Annotated in this window: 6 protein-coding genes and 2 tRNA genes; 4 read left to right on the top strand and 4 right to left on the bottom strand. The window is 71.9% G+C overall.

Annotation, left to right across the window (positions count from 1 at the left end; genetic code table 11):
- Nucleotides 1-107: 107 nt before the first annotated feature.
- On the top strand, nt 108-4,748 hold the full coding sequence (locus AB0J55_RS25930) for a HAMP domain-containing protein (RefSeq protein WP_364253436.1): 4,641 nt from the start codon (nt 108-110) through the stop codon (nt 4,746-4,748).
- Between the two features lie 42 nt (nt 4,749-4,790).
- On the opposite strand, the gene AB0J55_RS25925 is transcribed toward AB0J55_RS25930, so the two are convergent.
- Nucleotides 4,791-4,867, bottom strand: a tRNA-Pro gene (locus tag AB0J55_RS25925).
- Between the two features lie 77 nt (nt 4,868-4,944).
- Between AB0J55_RS25925 and AB0J55_RS25920 the strand changes: the two genes are divergently transcribed.
- Nucleotides 4,945-5,018 (top strand) — tRNA-Gly (locus tag AB0J55_RS25920).
- Between the two features lie 66 nt (nt 5,019-5,084).
- On the opposite strand, the gene AB0J55_RS25915 is transcribed toward AB0J55_RS25920, so the two are convergent.
- Nucleotides 5,085-5,450 carry a helix-turn-helix domain-containing protein gene (locus AB0J55_RS25915; protein ID WP_364253433.1) on the bottom strand — a complete coding sequence of 122 codons (366 nt, stop codon included), beginning with the start codon at nt 5,448-5,450 and terminating at the stop codon, nt 5,085-5,087.
- 66 nt (nt 5,451-5,516) lie between these two features.
- On the opposite strand from AB0J55_RS25915, the gene AB0J55_RS25910 reads away from it, so the two are divergent.
- Nucleotides 5,517-6,308 carry an NAD(P)H-binding protein gene (locus tag AB0J55_RS25910; protein ID WP_364253430.1) on the top strand — a complete coding sequence of 264 codons (792 nt, stop codon included), beginning with the start codon at nt 5,517-5,519 and terminating at the stop codon, nt 6,306-6,308.
- Nucleotides 6,305-7,069 (top strand): alpha/beta fold hydrolase, encoded by a 765-nt coding sequence (locus AB0J55_RS25905; RefSeq protein WP_364253427.1) that lies wholly within the window; start codon nt 6,305-6,307, stop codon nt 7,067-7,069. The genes AB0J55_RS25910 and AB0J55_RS25905 overlap by 4 nt, the downstream gene beginning before the upstream one ends.
- A gap of 46 nt (nt 7,070-7,115) precedes the next feature.
- On the opposite strand, the gene AB0J55_RS25900 is transcribed toward AB0J55_RS25905, so the two are convergent.
- The gene (locus AB0J55_RS25900) at nt 7,116-8,684 is read right to left on the bottom strand and encodes a carbohydrate-binding protein (RefSeq protein ID WP_364253424.1); all 1,569 of its coding nucleotides are present in this window, start codon (nt 8,682-8,684) and stop codon (nt 7,116-7,118) included.
- A gap of 110 nt (nt 8,685-8,794) precedes the next feature.
- Complete coding sequence (locus AB0J55_RS25895; protein WP_364253421.1) at nt 8,795-17,299, bottom strand: SDR family NAD(P)-dependent oxidoreductase; 8,505 nt, start codon at nt 17,297-17,299, stop codon at nt 8,795-8,797.
- Nucleotides 17,300-17,328 lie beyond the last annotated feature (29 nt).

The following is a 17,328-nucleotide window of genomic DNA, read 5'->3' as shown; positions in this document are numbered from 1 at the left end:
ACGGCTACCGCGTGAGCGGGCGGGCTGGCTCGAAGTGTAGGGCGAAGCATGGCACGCTGGGTCGACGACCATGGCTGGCGCATGCGTGGTGGAGAGGGTCGGCACACATGACAACGGAATCCCAGAGCGAAGCGGCCGCGCTGGAGCGGGTGCTCGTGGCGGTGCGGGATCTCGGGGACGGCAACTTCCGCCGGCGGCTCGTCCCGCACGGCGACGGCATCTCGGCGCAGCTCGCCGTCGCCTTCAACGACATCGCCGAGCGCAACCAGCGGCTGGTCAGCGAGCTGCTGCGGGTCCGCGCGGCCGTCGGCCAGGAAGGCAGGCTCAGCGAACGCCTCGAAGGCCAGGTCGGCCCCGGGGGCTGGACCACCGCCGTCGACGCGGTGAACGGCCTGGTCGACGACCTCACGCGGCCGGCGATCGAGCTGGAGCGCGTGCTCGGCGGGGTCGCCGACGGCGACCTGTCCCAGCCGATGACGCTGACCTTGGACGGGCGCCCGCTGCAGGGCGCGTACGCCACGCTGGCGAAGACGGTCAACGGCCTCATCGCGCAGCTGTCGCGCTTCGCCGCCGAAGTGACGAGGCTCTCCCGCGAGATCGCGGGTGAGGGACGTCTCGGCGGCCAGGCGGTCGTCCCGGGCGTGTCGGGCACCTGGCGCGACCTGACCGACTCGGTCAATTTCATGGCCGACAACCTCACCGAGCAGGTCCGCAACATCGCCCAGGTCACCACGGCCGTCGCGCGCGGCGACCTGACCCAGAAGATCAACGTCGACGCCCGCGGCGAGATCCTCGAGCTCAAGAACACCATCAACACGATGGTCGACCAGCTCTCGGCGTTCGCCGACGAGGTCACCCGCGTCTCGCGCGAGGTCGGCTCGGACGGCAAGCTCGGCGGCCAGGCCCAGGTGCCGGGCGTCGCCGGGACGTGGCGCGACCTGACCGACTCGGTCAACCTGATGGCCGACAACCTGACCGACCAGGTCCGCGGGATTTCGCAGGTCGCGACGGCGGTGGCCAGCGGCGACCTGACGAAGAAGATCGACGTCGACGCCCGTGGTGAGATCCTGCAGCTGAAGAACACGCTGAACACGATGGTCGACCAGCTCTCGGCGTTCGCCGGCGAAGTCACCCGGGTGGCGCGCGAGGTCGGCAGCGAGGGCAAGCTGGGCGGGCAGGCCGAGGTGCCCGGCGCGGCGGGGACGTGGCGCAGCCTCACCGACTCGGTCAACCAGATGGCCGACAACCTCACCGACCAGGTCCGCAACATCTCGCACGTGACCACGGCCGTGGCGAAGGGCGACCTGACCCAGAAGATCACCGTCGACGCCCGCGGCGAGTTCTTCGAGCTCAAGACGACCATGAACACCATGGTGGACCAGCTTTCGGCGTTCGCCGACGAAGTCACCCGGGTGGCGCGCGAGGTGGGCACGGAGGGTCAGCTGGGTGGCCAGGCGCAGGTCCCCGGCGTCGCCGGCACCTGGCGCGACCTGACCGGGTCGGTGAACTTCATGGCGAACAACCTGACCACCCAGGTCCGCAACATCGCCCAGGTCGCGACGGCGGTCGCGCGCGGCGACCTGACCCAGAAGATCGCGGTCGACGCCCGCGGCGAGATCCTGGAACTCAAGACCACGCTGAACACGATGGTGGACCAGCTGTCCGCCTTCGCGGACGAGGTCACCCGAGTGGCACGCGAAGTCGGCACCGAAGGCAAGCTCGGCGGCCAGGCCACCGTGCCCGGCGTCGCCGGGACCTGGAAGGACCTCACCGACAACGTCAACTCGATGGCGAACAACCTGACCGACCAGGTCCGGAACATCGCCACGGTGACCGCGGCGGTCGCGAAGGGCGACCTGACCCAGAAGATCACCGTCGACGCCCGCGGCGAGATCCTGGAACTCAAGACCACGCTGAACACGATGGTGGACCAGCTGTCCGCCTTCGCGGACGAGGTCACCCGAGTGGCACGCGAAGTCGGCACCGAAGGCATCCTCGGCGGCCAGGCGCGCGTCCGCGGCGTCGCGGGCACCTGGAAGGACCTCACCGACAACGTCAACGTCATGGCCGACAACCTGACCGACCAGGTCCGGAACATCGCCACAGTGGCGAGCGCGGTGGCCAACGGCGACCTGTCGAAGAAGATCCGGATCGAGGCCCAGGGCGAGGTCGCGGCGCTGGCCGAGACGCTGAACGGGATGGTCGAGACGCTGCGCGCGTTCGCCGACGAGGTCACCCGCGTCGCCCGCGAGGTCGGCACCGAAGGCATCCTCGGCGGCCAGGCGCGCGTCCCCGGCGTCGCCGGGACCTGGAAGGACCTGACCGAGAACGTCAACTTCATGGCGCACAACCTGACCAGCCAGGTGCGCAACATCTCGCAGGTGACGACGGCGGTCGCGAAGGGCGATCTGACCAAGAAGATCGACGTCGACGCCCGGGGCGAGATCCTCGAGCTCAAGACCACGATGAACACGATGGTCGACCAGCTCTCGGCGTTCGCCTCCGAGGTCACCCGCGTCGCGCGCGAGGTCGGCACCGAGGGCAAGCTGGGCGGCCAGGCCGAGGTCGACGGCGTGTCGGGCACCTGGCAGCGGCTCACCGAAAGCGTGAACCAGCTGGCCGGGAACCTGACCACTCAGGTCCGCGCGATCGCACAGGTGGCGACCGCGGTGACGGCGGGCGACCTGACCCGGCACATCACGGTCGACGCGTCCGGCGAGGTCGCGGACCTCAAGGACAACATCAACCAGATGATCGCGAACCTCAAGGAGACGACGAGGACCAACCGCGAGCAGGACTGGCTGAAGACCAACCTCGCGCAGCTGTCGGGACGGATGCAGGGCCACCGCGACCTGGCGTCGGTCGCGGCGCTGATCCTGTCCGAGCTGGCTCCCCTGGTCCGGGCGCAGCAGGGCGCGTTCTTCCTGGCCCGCGACGACGACCGCGACGGCACGGTGCTGGAGTGCATCGCCGCGTACGGGCTCGCGCAGTCGCGCGCGGGGCTGCGGTTCGCGATGGGCGAGTCGCTGATCGGCCAGGCCGCCGTCGACCAGCGCACGATCCTGGTCCACAACGCGCCGCCGGAGTACGCGCTGATCTCGTCCGGGCTCGGCTCGGCCGCGCCGGTGAACCTGATCGTGCTGCCGGTGCTGTTCCAGGGCGAGGTGCTCGGGGTGCTGGAGCTGGCCTCGGTGAACGAGTTCAGCACCGTCCACCAGGACCTGCTGGAACAGCTGCGGCACACCATCGGCGTCAACGTGAACACGATCCTGTCGAACTCGCGGACGGAGGCGCTCCTCACGGAGTCGCAGCGGCTGGCCCAGGAGCTGCGGGCCCGGTCGGAGCAGCTGCAGGCTCAGCAGGGCGAGCTGCGGCGGTCCAACACCGAGCTGGCCGAGAAGGCGGCGCTGCTGGCCCAGCAGAACCGCGATATCGAGGTCAAGAACAGCGAGATCGAGCAGGCCCGCCAGGAGCTGGAGGAGCGCGCCGGGCAGCTGACGGTGGCGTCGCAGTACAAGACCGAGTTCATGGCGAACATGTCGCACGAGCTGCGGACGCCGCTGAACAGCGCGTTGATCCTGGCGAAGCTGCTGTCGGAGAACCCGGAAGGGAACCTGACGGAGAAGCAGATCCAGTTCGCGAAGACGATCTACGCGGCCGGGTCGGACCTGCAGCAGCTGATCAACGACATCCTCGACCTGGCGAAGGTCGAGGCGGGCCGGCTCGACCTGCAGATGACCGACATCACGCTGCCGGAGCTGGTGGACTACGTCGAGTCGCTGTGCCGGCCGCTGACCGCGGACAAGGGCCTGGAGTTCGCCGTCCACATCGACCCGCCGGTGCCCGGCAGCGTCCACACCGACGAGCACCGCCTGCAGCAGATCCTGCGCAACCTGCTGTCGAACGCGGCGAAGTTCACCGACGAGGGTGGCGTCCGCCTGCACATCCGGGCGGCGGACCCGGCGGAGGTCGAGCAGGAGGCGCTGCGGAACGCGCCGGGCATCATCGCCTTCGCGGTCGAGGACACCGGGATCGGCATCCCGGAGGAGAAGCTGGCGGTGATCTTCGAGGCGTTCCGCCAGGCGGACGGCACGACGAGCCGCAAGTACGGCGGCACGGGCCTGGGGCTGAACATCAGCCAGCAGCTCACCGAGCTCCTCGGGGGCGAGCTCCGGGTGGTGAGCGAGCCGGGCGTCGGCTCGACGTTCACGCTGTACCTGCCGGTGGCGGCGGCCAACCTGGTGGACCCGGCCCTGACGGCCCTGTCCTCCCCGCGGCTGCCCGCGGTGCCGAGCACGGTGCTGGTGGCAGCCCCGGACGTGACGCCGAAGCGCTTCCACGGCGAGAAGGTCCTGATCGTGGACGACGACCTTCGCAACGTGTTCGCCCTGGCGGCGGTCCTGGAACAGGCGGGCCTGGAGGTGATCTACGCGGAGACGGGCGTGGACGGAATCCGGGCCTTGGAGCGCAACGAGGACACGGCGCTGGTCCTGATGGACGTGATGATGCCGGAGCTGGACGGCAACGCCACGATCGCGGCGATCAGGGCGGAAGCGGCCAACGCGGACCTGCCGGTGATCGCGGTCACCGCCAAGGCGACGGCGGAGGACCGGGCCCGCACGCTGGCCAGCGGCGCTGACGACTACATCACGAAGCCGGTGGACACGGACAAGCTGCTGGACGTGATCGCGGCGAAGCTGGAGGCCGACGCCGCTTCGACGCGCGACGCCGCCTCTTCGGCCGGTTGAGGCGGCCCGGCGAGCGCCTGCTCACCGGGCCTGGGGTCCTTCTGGTCGGGATGACAGGATTTGAACCTGCGACCCTCCGCTCCCAAAGCGGATGCGCTACCAAGCTGCGCCACATCCCGGCACCCCCAGGGGGGTGTGTGACCAGCCTAGCGGGTCACGCTAAGCTAGCGACGCACCCGGGTACTTCCGGGGGCGCGCGGGTGTAGCTCAATGGTAGAGCCCTAGTCTTCCAAACTAGCTACGCGGGTTCGATTCCCGTCACCCGCTCCACAGTTCGGGCCCGGCGGCCAGGCGTGCGTATGGAATACGAGAACGCCGCCTGGCGCAGGCCGGGGACTACTTGGCCGAGCTGCGCTCGTCGTAGCTGCGCCGGGCCGCGTCGACCTTTTCGAGGTTGCCCGACCACTCGGAAAGGGACGCGAACAGCGGGCCCAGGCTGCGCCCCAGCTCGCTGATCTCGTACTCCACCCGCGGCGGCACCTCGGCGTGGTAGGTCCGCACGACCAGTCCGTCCCGCTCCAGCTGCCGCAGCCGCTGGGTGAGCACCTTCGGCGTGATCGTCGTGATGCGGCGCTGCAGCTCGACGAAGCGCTGGCGGCCGTACTCGTGGAGGGCCCACAGGATCGGCGTGGTCCAGCGGCTGAACACGATGTCCACCACCGGGGCGATCGGGCAGGCCTGCTCGGGTGTGGTCTCGGTCACTTTCCCGCCTCCAGCCAATACTTTCCTCTAGGTACCTACTATACCGCGGAAGGTACCGTCGATTCCATGATCATGGTTGTGGGAGCGACGGGGAACGTCGGAGCACCGCTGGTGCGAATGCTGGCCGAGGCGGGCGAAAAGGTGACGGCGGTGTCCCGCCGGATCACCGCGGCGCCGCCGGGAGTCGTTGTGCGGCAGGGAGATCTGTCTTCAGTGTCCTTTTCGGACGTCTCGTCGGTGTTCCTGATGGTGCCGCCGGGATTCGAGGGCTCCCTGGAGCCGGTGCTGGCCCGGGCGGCCGGGGCCGGACGGGTGGTGCTGTTGTCCTCGCAGGGCGTCGGAACGGGGCGTCACCCGGCGGCGCACGAAGCGGCGGTGCAGGCATCAGGTCTGAAGTGGACAGTGCTGCGCCCGGCGGGGTTCGCGTCGAACGCCTTCCAGTGGGCGGAAAGCGTGCGGACCCGGCGCGAGGTCGCGGCGCCGTTCGCGGACGTGGCCCTGCCGGTGATCGACCCGGAGGACATCGCTTCGGTTGCGGCCGCGGCGTTGCTGGACCCGTCGCACGAAGGCAGGACCTACGAGCTGACCGGCCCGGCGGCGATCTCACCGCGCGAGCAGGCCGCAGCGATCGGCGAGGCGGTGGGTGAGCCCGTGCGGTTCGTGCCGCAGACGCGGGAGGAGGCCCGCGCGGCGATGCTGGGCTTCATGCCGCCGCACGTGGCCGAAGCGACGCTGGACATCCTGGGCGCACCGACACCGGAAGAGCAACGGGTGAGCCCGGACGTCGAGCGGGTGCTCGGCCGCCCGCCGCGGCCGTTCGCGGAGTGGGCGTCGCGGTTCGCGGGGGCGTTCAAGTGACGACCCTCGCCTACCGTTCGGCCGGCAGCGGGCCGCCGGTGGTTCTGCTGCACGGCAACCCGACGTCGTCGGCCCTCTGGCGCAACGTGATGCCGTTCCTGCCGGGCCGCCTGCTGGCCCCGGACCTGATCGGCATGGGCGACTCGCCCAGGCCGGACATCGGGTACACCTTCGACGACCACGCGCGTCACCTCGACGAGTGGTTCGACACCCTCGGCCTGGACGACGTGGTCCTGATCGGCCACGACTGGGGTGGCGCCCTGGCGGCGGACTGGGCGTCCCGCCACCCGTCGCGGGTCCGCGCCCTGGCGTTCACGGAAGCGGTCCTGAAGCCGATGACGTGGGAGGAGTTCCCGCCGGCGGGGGCGGAGGTGTTCCGCGCGATCAAGGCAGCGGACGAGCTTCCGGCCGGGTTCCTCGCCGGGCTCCCGCCGGAGTACGCGACGACGTTCCACCGCCCGCTGCTGCAGTTCGCCCGCTCGCTGCCCCTGGGTGGCGAGCCGCCGGAGGTGGTGGCGCGGATCGAGGCGTCCGGCCGCTGGCTGGCGTCCTCGCCGGAGGTCCCGAAGTTGCTGGTGACGTTCGAGCCGGGCTTCGACACGATGCTGACGCCGTCGATGATCGACTGGTGCGCCGCGGAATTCGCCTCCCTGGAGGTGGTGCGGCGGCCGGAGAAGGCGGGCCACCACACACCGGAAGAGCAGCCTGAAGCGCTCGCGGAGGCGTTGGCGAACTGGCTGACGTCCATGGCCGGCGCGTAGGGGCCCCGGGGTGGGCATCGCCCTCATCTGCCCACCCCGGCGCCGCCTACGGGGAAACGTCCAGGTAGTCCAGGTTCGCCGGGCCGTCCGCCGTCGTCGCGGTGACGCGGACCGTGTGCGCTCCCGCCGCCAAGGCGAGGGGGCGGCTCACCGTGCTCCACGTCGTCCACGCGCCCGTGGCCGGGAACGGCACTGCCGCGGCCACCACCGTTCCGTCGACCGAGATGTCCACCGGGCGGTCGGCCGCCGTGCCGTTCGCGTAGCCGAACGCCAGCGACGTCGCCGGTCCCGTCACCTGCCACTCGACGTAGCTGCCGACCGCGTTGGCGCCGTTCGCGAAGCCGGTTCCGGAGAAGCCCGCGTGGTTCGAATCCACCGTGCCGCCCGCCGACAACGAGGCCGACTCGGCTTCGTAGCGCGTCGAGCCACCCGCGCGCGACACGCGGTACAGCACCGTCGCGTGCGAAGGCACCGACGCGCTGATCGTCCCCGAAGTGCTTCGGACGGCCTTGCTCCACAGGTCCTTCAGCGTGTACGACGACGCACTGCCGATCCCGGTCGCGGAGGCAGTGGTGCTGATCGTCGCCGTCGCGGCCGTTTCGTTGGACAAAGCCACCGCGCGGTCGCCGTTCGACAGCACCTTGCTGTACACCACCAGGCCCGAGTTCGCGCTCAGCACCGTGGCCTGCTTGCCCAGCGGGTCCTGGTCGAGCGCGATGACGTCGGTGTTCTTGAGGATCGCGAAGTTGTCGTCCGACACCTTGCGCAGGTCGCTGCCGATCAGCAGCGGGGCCGCCATCATCGCCCACAGGCTGAAGTGCGTGCGGTACTCCGCCGCCGTCATGCCGCCGTTGCCGACCTCCAGCATGTCCGGGTCGTTCCAGTGCCCCGGGCCCGCGTACTGGGCCAGGCCGCGGTTGGTCTGGGCCTTCGAGATCATGCTCGACCACTTGTCGGAGATGTCCCCGGTGGTGCGCCACAGGTTCCCGACCGGCGCGGCCCACGTCCACGGCTGGTTCTGGCCCCACTCGCAGATCGAGTACGCGATCGCGCGGCCGGACTTCGCGAGCGCGTCGCGCATCGCCTTGTAGCGCTGCTGCGCGTCGACACCCTGGTTGTTGCAGTTGTCGTACTTCAGGTAGTCGACCCCCCAGGAGGCGAACAGGTTCGCGTCCTGCTGCTCGTGGTTCAGCGCGCCGGGGAACCCGGCCTTGTTGCACGTCTTCGTGCCGGCGCTGGTGTAGATGCCGAACTTCAGGCCCTTCGAGTGCACGTAGTCGGCGAGTGCCTTGATCCCGTCGGGGAACCGCGCCGGGTCCGGCACCAGGTTGCCCGCCGAGTTGCGGGACGGCAGTGCCCAGCAGTCGTCGATGTTGACGTAGGTGTAGCCCGCGTCCTTCAGGCCCTTGCTGACGAAGATGTCCGCGATGCCCTTGATCATCGCCTCGTTGAACTCGGCACGGCACTGCGTCGAGTTCCAGTTGTTGAAGCCCATCGGCGGTGTGCGCAGCAGGCCGTTTTCGAGGGCCGACGCCGTGGGCGCACCCAGGACGAGACCGCTGGCCGCGATCGCGAACGCGGCGGCCGCGCTCGCGATGCGCCGGAGTGAGGACATGCGTGCTCCCGGAGGTGAGGTGGAGGACCTCCGGTTAGTAAAAGTTCCTTCCAATCGGGCCGTCAAGGTCTCGTGCACGAAACATCAGATATGACACCGGATCATCCCGGTCACCGGCACGCCGCGGGCAGCTCTTCGACCAGCCACGCGTGGATCTGCCGGGCCGCGTCCGCCACGTCCTCCCCCGTCTTCAGGGCCAGGACCGGCACCCGCGGCTCGCCGGCCGGCGTGCCGAACAGCCGCAGGTACGCGCCGACGGCCGTCAGCTCGGCGTCGCTCGCCGTCTCGGGCAGCTCGTCGAACTCCACCTCCGCCGGGTCGGCCAGCACGACGCCGGTCGCGCCGGCCGCGTCCGCCACCGCGGCGGCGAACAGCGCCCCCGAGCCGGCCCCGAGCACGACGAACGGCTCGCCGTCCGCCTGGGCGCGAACGGCCTCCGCCGCCGCCGCGACCAGCGTGTCCAGGTCGGCGGGCGGCGAGGTCTCGCCGTCGAACCCGGGGGCGGGCAGCAGCCACGTCTCGCGGACGCCGTCGAACCGCGTGGTGACGTCTTCGCACCACCGGGTCGAGCCGGCGAGCGTCCCGGCCGCGAACAGCAGCGGCCGGGACGCCCCCGTCGTCGCGCGCCGGAGCCGGGGCGTCCACGGGGACGCGGGCAGGAACTGTGCTGCCGTGCCGAGGAACGCCCGGAACTCGTCCGTGCGGCCGGTGGCCCTGGCCGTCCGGAGCAGCGTGCCCAGGGAACCGGCCGGAGCGGCCGCCGTCAGGGTGACGTTGGCCAGGACGTGCTCGGCGAGTTCGGCGACCGTCGGGTAGTCCCAGACGAGCGCCGCGGGCAGCTCGAGGCCGGTCGCCGCGCTGATCCGGTTGCGCAGTTCCACGACACCCAAGGACGTGAAGCCCAGATCGGCGAACGCGGATTCCGGCTCGACCGCGTCGGCGGACGGGTGCCCGAGCGTCGCCGCCACCTCCGCCCGGATCCACCCGAGGAGCCACGCGGGGCGGTCGGCGGCCGGGAGCTCCGCCAGGCGCCCGGTGATCGGCTCGGCCTCCGGCGCGTCGGCCGCTTCCGGGACCAGTGTCTCCGGCAGGACCATGTCCAGCCAGTAACGGCTGCGCTGGAAGGGGTAGGTGGGCAGGTCGACGCGGGTGGCTCCGGGGAAGAAGGGCGTCCAGCCGACGTCGGTGCCGTGGACGTGAGCAGTGCTCAACGCCGAGATCAGTGCTCTTTCTTCGGAGCGGTCTCGCCGCAAGGCCGGGACAGCGACGCAGCTCCCGCCGAGGGTTTCCCTGGTCATCGCGCTGAGCACGCCGTCCGGGCCCAGCTCCAAAAACGTCATCACGCCCTCGGCTTCGAGGGTCCGGACGGTGTCGGCGAACCGGACGGCCTCGCGCACGTGCCGCACCCAGTAGTCCGCGGTGAACGGCTCGGCGAGAGCACCGCTCACATTCGAGAGCACCGGTATCTGCGCTGGGTGGTAGGTGAGGGTCTCGGCCACTGCGCGGAACTGCTCCAGCATCGGATCCATCAACGGCGAGTGGAACGCGTGGCTCACTTTCAGGCGCTTGGTCTTGGGGAATTGCGCCGCGATGGCCAGCACCGCGGCTTCCTCACCCGAGATGACCACCGACGCCGGGCCGTTGACGGCCGCGATGGAGACCCCGTCGGTCAGCTCGATCTCGGACTCCGGGGCGGCGATGGACACCATCGCGCCCCCGGTGGGCAGGGCCTGCATCAGCGACGCGCGGGCGGCCACCAGACGGCAAGCGTCCTCAAGGGACAACACCCCAGCCACGTGCGCGGCCGAGAGCTCCCCGATCGAATGCCCGGCCACGAAATCCGGGCGCACACCGAACGCCTCGACCAGCCGGAACAACGCCACCTCGACCGCGAACAACGCAGGCTGGGTGAACTCGGTCCGGTCAAGGCGTTCGGCGTCGTCGAAGGCCTCCCGCAGCCCCGGGCCGAAATGCGCGCACACCTGGTCGAAAGCCGACGCGTACACCGGGAACCGCTCGTACAGCTCTCGGCCCATGCCCGCCCGCTGCGCGCCTTGGCCGGTGAACAACGCCGCGAGCCGGCCGGGCCGTTCGCGTCCGGTGAGGACGTTCGGCGCGGACCGGCCGTCCGCCACTGCCGAAACCCCGCTCAGCAGCTCGCCGGCGGTGGCGCCGTGGACCACTGCCCGGTGCGCGAACCGGCTCCGCGAAGAGACCAGCGACCAGCCGACGTCGGCCGGATGCTCCGTGACGGCCAGCAACTGCGCGGCCTGCGCGCGCAACGCGGCCTCGCTGCGTCCGGACAACACCCACGGCACCAGGCCGGTTTCACCGCGGTCCGGCACCACCGGCTGGAGAACGGGCGCCTGTTCGAGGATGGCGTGCGCGTTCGTCCCGCTGACCCCGAACGACGAGACACCGGCCCGCCGCGGCCGGTCCACGGCCCACTCCCGGGTCTCCGTCAGCAGTTCCACCGCTCCCGCGGACCAGTCCACATGGGACGACGGCCGGTCCACGTGCAGGGTCGGCGGCAGCACGCCGTGCCGCATCGCCATGATCATCTTGATCACGCCCGCCACCCCGGCCGCGGCCTGCGTGTGCCCGATGTTCGACTTCAGCGAGCCGAGCCACAGCGGCGTCGTGCGATCCTGGCCGTAGGTGGCCAGGATCGCCTGTGCCTCGATCGGGTCACCCAGCGTCGTGCCGGTGCCGTGGCCTTCCACGACGTCCACTTCGGACGGTTCCAGGCCCGCCCCGGCCAGCGCGGCACGGATGACCCGCTGTTGCGACGGGCCGTTGGGCGCGGTCAGGCCGTTGGAAGCGCCGTCGGAGTTGACCGCCGTGCCGCGGACCACCGCGAGCACCGGGTGGCCGAGCCGCCGGGCGTCGGAAAGCCGTTCCACGGCGAGGATCCCGGCGCCTTCGCCCCAGCCGGTGCCGTCGGCGGCGTCGGCGAACGACTTGCACCGGCCGTCGGCGGCAAGGCCGCGCTGCCGGCTGAAGTCGATGAACACCCCCGGTGTCGAAAGGACGGTCACCCCACCGGCAAGAGCAAGGTCGCACTCGCCCTGCCGCAGCGACTGGCACGCCAGGTGCAGCGCCACCAGCGACGACGAACACGCCGTGTCCACCGTGATCGCCGGGCCTTCGAAACCGAACGCGTACGCGACGCGCCCGGACGCCACGCTCGCCGAGCTGCCGGTGCCGAGGAACCCCTCGACACCCTCGGGCACGGCGAGCGGCCGGGACGCGTAGTCGGAGTACATCACGCCGGTGAAGACGCCGGTCCGGCTGCCGCGCAGCGATTCCGGGTCGATGCCCGCGCGTTCCAGGGCTTCCCACGACGTCTCCAGCAGCAGCCGCTGCTGCGGGTCCATGGCCAGGGCCTCGCGGGGCGAGATGCCGAAGAAGCCCGCGTCGAAGGCGGCGGCGTCGTAGAGGAACCCGCCTTCCTTGGCGTAGCTGGTGCCCGGGTGGTCCGGGTCGGGGTCGTAGAGCGCGCCGGTGTCCCAGCCGCGGTCGTCGGGGAGGCCGCCTACGGCGTCGCGGCCGGCGGCGACGAGGTCCCACAGGTCCTCCGGGCCGCGGACCCCGCCGGGGTAGCGGCAGCCGATGCCGACGACCACGACCGGGTCGCCGTCCACCCGCCGCTCCCGCGCCACCACCGGCGCCGCCGTCCCGGACACGCGCTCGACCACGTACCGGGTGAGGGCCTGCGGGGTCGGATGGTCGAAGACGAGCGTCGCCGGCAGCCGCAGGCCGGTCTCGGCCGCGAGGCGGTTGCGCAGTTCGAGGGCGGTCAGCGAGTCGAAACCGAGTTCCTTGAACGCCCGAGCCGGTTCGACGGCGGCCCCCGACGCGTACCCGAGGACGCCCGCGACCAGGCCGCGGACGAGGTCCAGGACCTGCCGGACGCGGTCGTCCGCGCCGAGACCGGCCAGGCGGCCGGCGAACGACGTCTGCGCGGCCGCCGCCGTCGCCTGCCGCCGGGGTGGCGGGAGCAGGCCGTGGAGCAGCGTGGGCGTCACCGGCTGCCGGCGCAGGGCCGCGAGTTCGAGCCGGACCGGCGCGAGCACGGCCCGGTCCGCGGCGACGGCCCGGTCGAACAGGGCCAGGCCGAGCTCGGTGTCCAGGGGGGTCATGCCGGCGCCGGCCATGCGGCGCCGGTCGCCGTCGGCGAGGTGGCCGGTCATCGAGCTGGCTTCGGCCCAGAGCCCCCAGGCCAGCGATACGGCGGGCAGGCCCTGGGCACGGCGGTGCTGCGCGAGGGCGTCGAGGAACGCGTTCGCGGCGGCGTAGCCGGCCTGTCCCGCGCCGCCCATGGTGGCCGCGAAGGAGGAGAACAGGACGAAGGCCGAGAGGTCCGAGGTGAGTTCGTGGAGGTTGAGGGCCGCCTCGGCCTTTGGCCGCAGGACCGCCGCCAGCCGATCCGGGGTGAGGGATTCGAGGACGCCGTCGTCGAGCACGCCCGCCGCGTGGACGACCGCCGACACGGGGTGCCCGGCCAGGACCTCGGCCAGCCGCGCGCGGTCGGCGACGTCGCAGGCGACGGCCGTCGCGGTGGCGCCCAGGCAGGCGAGTTCAGCGGCGAGCTCCGCGGGTTCGCGGCGGGACAGCAGCAGGAGCTGCCGGACGCCGTGGTGGGTGACCAGGTGCCGGGCGACCAGGCCGCCGAGCAGGCCGGACGCGCCGGTGACCAGGACCGCGCCGTCGCCCCAGTCCGGCGTGTTGTCCACAATGGATGCCCGGGCCAGCCGCGGGGCCCGCCATTTCCCGGCGCGCAACGCCAGCTGGGGTTCGCCGAGCGGCAGTTCCGCCGGAACCTCGGCGGCGTCCAGCAGCACGAACCGGCCGGGGTTCTCGGTCTGGGCCGACCGCACCAGGCCGGTCACGGCCGCGGCGGCGAGATCGGTGACGTCCTCGCCGTCGACGGAGACCGCGCCGGAGGTCGCGACGACCAGGAGCCCCTCGGAAGCGAGCCACTCCTGAAGCCGCGCGAGGACCGCCGCGGTCACTTCCCGCACCGGACCGCCCGGGACGCGGAACACCTCGAACTCGCTGGTCAGCTCGGTGCCGGCCACCTCGGGCCAGGTGACTTCGAAGAGCACGTCGGCCCGGGTGGCTTTCGCGGGAGTGCGCAGGGAAAGCGATTTCACGGCGCCGACCGGCGCGCCGGTCTCGTCGGTGAAGGTCAGCGCGACGGTGTCCGCGGACACGGGCGTCAGCGCGACCCGCAGCACGGTCGACCCGGACGCCGTCAGGGAGACGCCGCTCCACGCGAACGGCAGCCTCGGCCCGTCCCCCGCCGCCAGCGCGCCGAAGCCGGCCGCGTGCAGGGCCGCGTCCAGCAACGCCGGGTGCAGCCCGAACCGGGCCGCCTCCGCGCGCAGGGTTTCGGGCAGCTCGACCTCGGCGAAGACGTCGGTGCCGCGGGTCCACACCGCGCGCAGGCCCTGGAACGCCGGGCCGTAATCGACGCCGGTGGCCGCCATGGCCGGGTAGAAGCCGTCCAGCCCGGCTCGCGACGCTCCGACTGGCGGCCAAGTGTCGAGTGGCTCGGCGACCACGGCGTCCTCGGTCAGGAGGCCGGTCGCGTGGCGGGTCCACGGGGTGAACTCGTCGGGCCGGGAGAAGATCGCGAGCTCGCCGTCCTCCTCCACCGAGACCTGCAGGTGCACCCCGCCCTCGGCGGGCAGGACGAGCGGGGTCTCCAAGGTGAGTTCTTCGAGGGTGCGGCGGCCGGCCTGGTCGCCGGCGCGGAGGGCGAGCTCGACGAACGCCGTGCCCGGCAACAGGACTTCGCCGCCGACGCGGTGGTCGGCGAGCCACGGCTGGCTGTGCAGCGACAGTTTGCCGGTGAGCACCGCACCGCCCGAGCCCGCCAGCGCGACCACCGCGCCGAGCAGCGGGTGCTCTGCCGGCGTCAGGCCAAGGCCACCCGCGTCGACCCCGGAGACCAGCCGCGGCCAGTAGCGTTCGTGCTGGAACGCGTACGTGGGCAGCTCGGCGCGGCGGGCGCCGGGGAACGCGTCGTCCCACCGGACGTCGACGCCGTGCACCCAGGCTTCGGCCAGGGCGGTGTGGAAGCGGGCGAGGCCGCCGTCGTCGCGGCGCAGCGAGCCGAGCGCGGTCACCTCGTCGCCGCCGATCGCCATGGTGAGCACCGGGTGCGGCGAGGCTTCGACGAAGGTCCGGAACCCCTGGCCGGCCAGGGCTTCCACGGCAGTGTCGAGCCGGACCGGGCGGCGGAGGTTGGCGTACCAGTACTCGGCGGCCAGTTCGGGGCCGTCGAGCCAGGTGCCGGTGACCGTCGAGAAGAAACCCGTCTCGGCCTTTCCCGGCCGGATCGGGGCGAGGACGTCGAGGAGGCGGTCGCGGATGCGTTCCACCTGCGGTGAATGGGAGGCGTAGTCCACCGGAACCCGCTTCGCGCGGACATCGGTGCAGGCTTCCAGGAGCTCTTCCAGCGCGTCCGGCGTGCCGGAGACGACCACCGCGGACGGGCCGTTGATCGCGGCGATCGACAGCCGCTCGCCCCAGGGCGCGATCCGGGCCGCCACCGCGTCGGCAGGCTCGGCGATCGAGACCATGCCGCCTTCGCCCGCGAGTGCGAGGATCGCCTGGCTGCGCAACGCGACGACCCGGGCACCGTCCTCGAGGGACAGTGCACCCGCGACGACGGCGGCGGCGATCTCCCCTTGCGAATGCCCGACGACCGCGGCGGGCTCGACGCCGTACGAGCGCCACAGTTCCGCGAGCGAGACCATCACCGCGAACAACGCGGGCTGCACGACGTCGACACGCTCCAGCATCGCGGCGTCGCGGATCACTTCGGCGAGTGACCAGTCCACAAAGGACGACAGAGCGGCAGCGCATTCGGCCATCCGCGCGGCGAACACCGGGGACTCGGCGAGCAGGTCCACGGCCATCCCGGCCCACTGGGATCCCTGGCCGGGGAACACCATCGCGACCTTGCCCGCGACGGCCGTCCCCTTGACCACGGCGGGCGCGGGCACGTCCGCGGCGAGCGCCGCGACCCCGGCGATGAGACCGTCGCGGTCGCCGACGACCACGGCGCGGTGGTCGAACGAAGTCCGGGTCGTGGCCAGGGAAAAGCCGACGTCGCCGATCGGCCCGGTGACGTCGGCGAGGGCGGCGGCCTGCGCGCGCAGCGCCTCGGGTGACCGCGCCGAAAGCACCCAGGGGACGACCCGTCCCGGCTCGTCGGGACCGGTGGCCGGGAGGTCCTCGGCCTGCTCCAGGATAGTGTGCACGTTGGTGCCGCTCATGCCGAACGCCGAGACCGCCGCCCGCCGCGGCCGGTCCGACGGCCACTCGCGGCGCTCGGTGAGCAGTTCCACGGACCCCGCCGACCAGTCGATCCGCGACGACGGTTCGCCGGCGTGCAGGGTCGGCGGCAGGACGCCGTGGCGCATCGCCATGACCATCTTGATCACTCCAGCGACCCCGGCTGCGGCCTGCGTGTGCCCGATGTTGGACTTCACCGAACCCAGCCACAGCGGCGTTTCCCGGTCCTGGCCGTAGGTCGCCAGCAACGCCTGGGCCTCGATCGGGTCACCCAGCGTCGTCCCGGTACCGTGCGCTTCGACCACGTCGACGTCCGCAGTGGACAGTCCGGCGTCGGCCAGCGCTGCGCGGATCACCCGCTGCTGCGAAGGACCGTTCGGTGCGGTCAGGCCGTTGGACGCGCCGTCGGAGTTCACCGCCGAACCCCGGACGACGGCCAGGACCGGGTGGCCGTGGCGGCGCGCGTCGGACAGCCGTTCCACCACGACCACGCCGCAGCCCTCGCCCCACGAGGTGCCGTCGGCGGATTCGGCGAACGCCTTGCACCGGCCGTCCGGGGCCAGGCCGCGCAGCCGGCTGAACGCGATGAACGAGCCCGGCGTCGGCAGCACGGTGACCCCGCCGGCCAGCGCGAGGTCGCACTCCCCCTGCCGCAGCGCCTGCACCGCCAGGTGCAGCGCGACCAGCGACGACGAGCACGCCGTGTCGACCGTGAGCGTCGGTCCCTCCAGGCCGAACGCATAGGCGACGCGTCCGGAAAGGACACTCGCGGCGTTGCTCGTCGCGAGGTGGCCTTCGAGGGCCTCGGCGGAGCCGAGCATGAGGGTGCCGTAGTCCTGGCCGTTGGAGCCGACGAAGACGCCGGTGCGGCTGCCCTTCAGCGACGGTGGCCGGATCCCGCCGTGCTCCAGGGCTTCCCACGACGTCTCCAGCAGCAGCCGCTGCTGCGGGTCCATGGCCAGGGCTTCGCGCGGGGAGATGCCGAAGAACCCGGCGTCGAAGTCCGCGACGCCGTCGAGGAAGCCGCCTTCGCGCACGTAGGACGTCCCGGGCGTCTCCGGATCGGGGTCGTGGAGCGAGCCGAGTTCCCAGCCGCGGTCCTCGGGGAAGCCGGAGATCGCGTCGCGGCCGCCCTCGACCAGGTCCCACAGCTGCGCCGGGGTGCGGACGCCGCCCGGGAACCGGCAGCCGAGGCCGACGATCGCGACCGGCTCGGTGGTCTGCGCCTCCTGGAGCCGGCGGCGGGTGTCCTGCAGATCGGCCGTGACCCGCTTGAGGAAGTAGCGGAGCTTCTCCTCGTTGTCCATCGTCTTCTCACTCCGTAGGTCGCGGGCGC

Source organism: Amycolatopsis sp. NPDC049688, from assembly GCF_040674975.1.
GTDB lineage: Bacteria > Actinomycetota > Actinomycetes > Mycobacteriales > Pseudonocardiaceae > Amycolatopsis.
The sequence above is the reverse complement of the archived record's forward strand: the minus strand, read 5'-3'. Positions and strand labels throughout refer to the sequence as shown.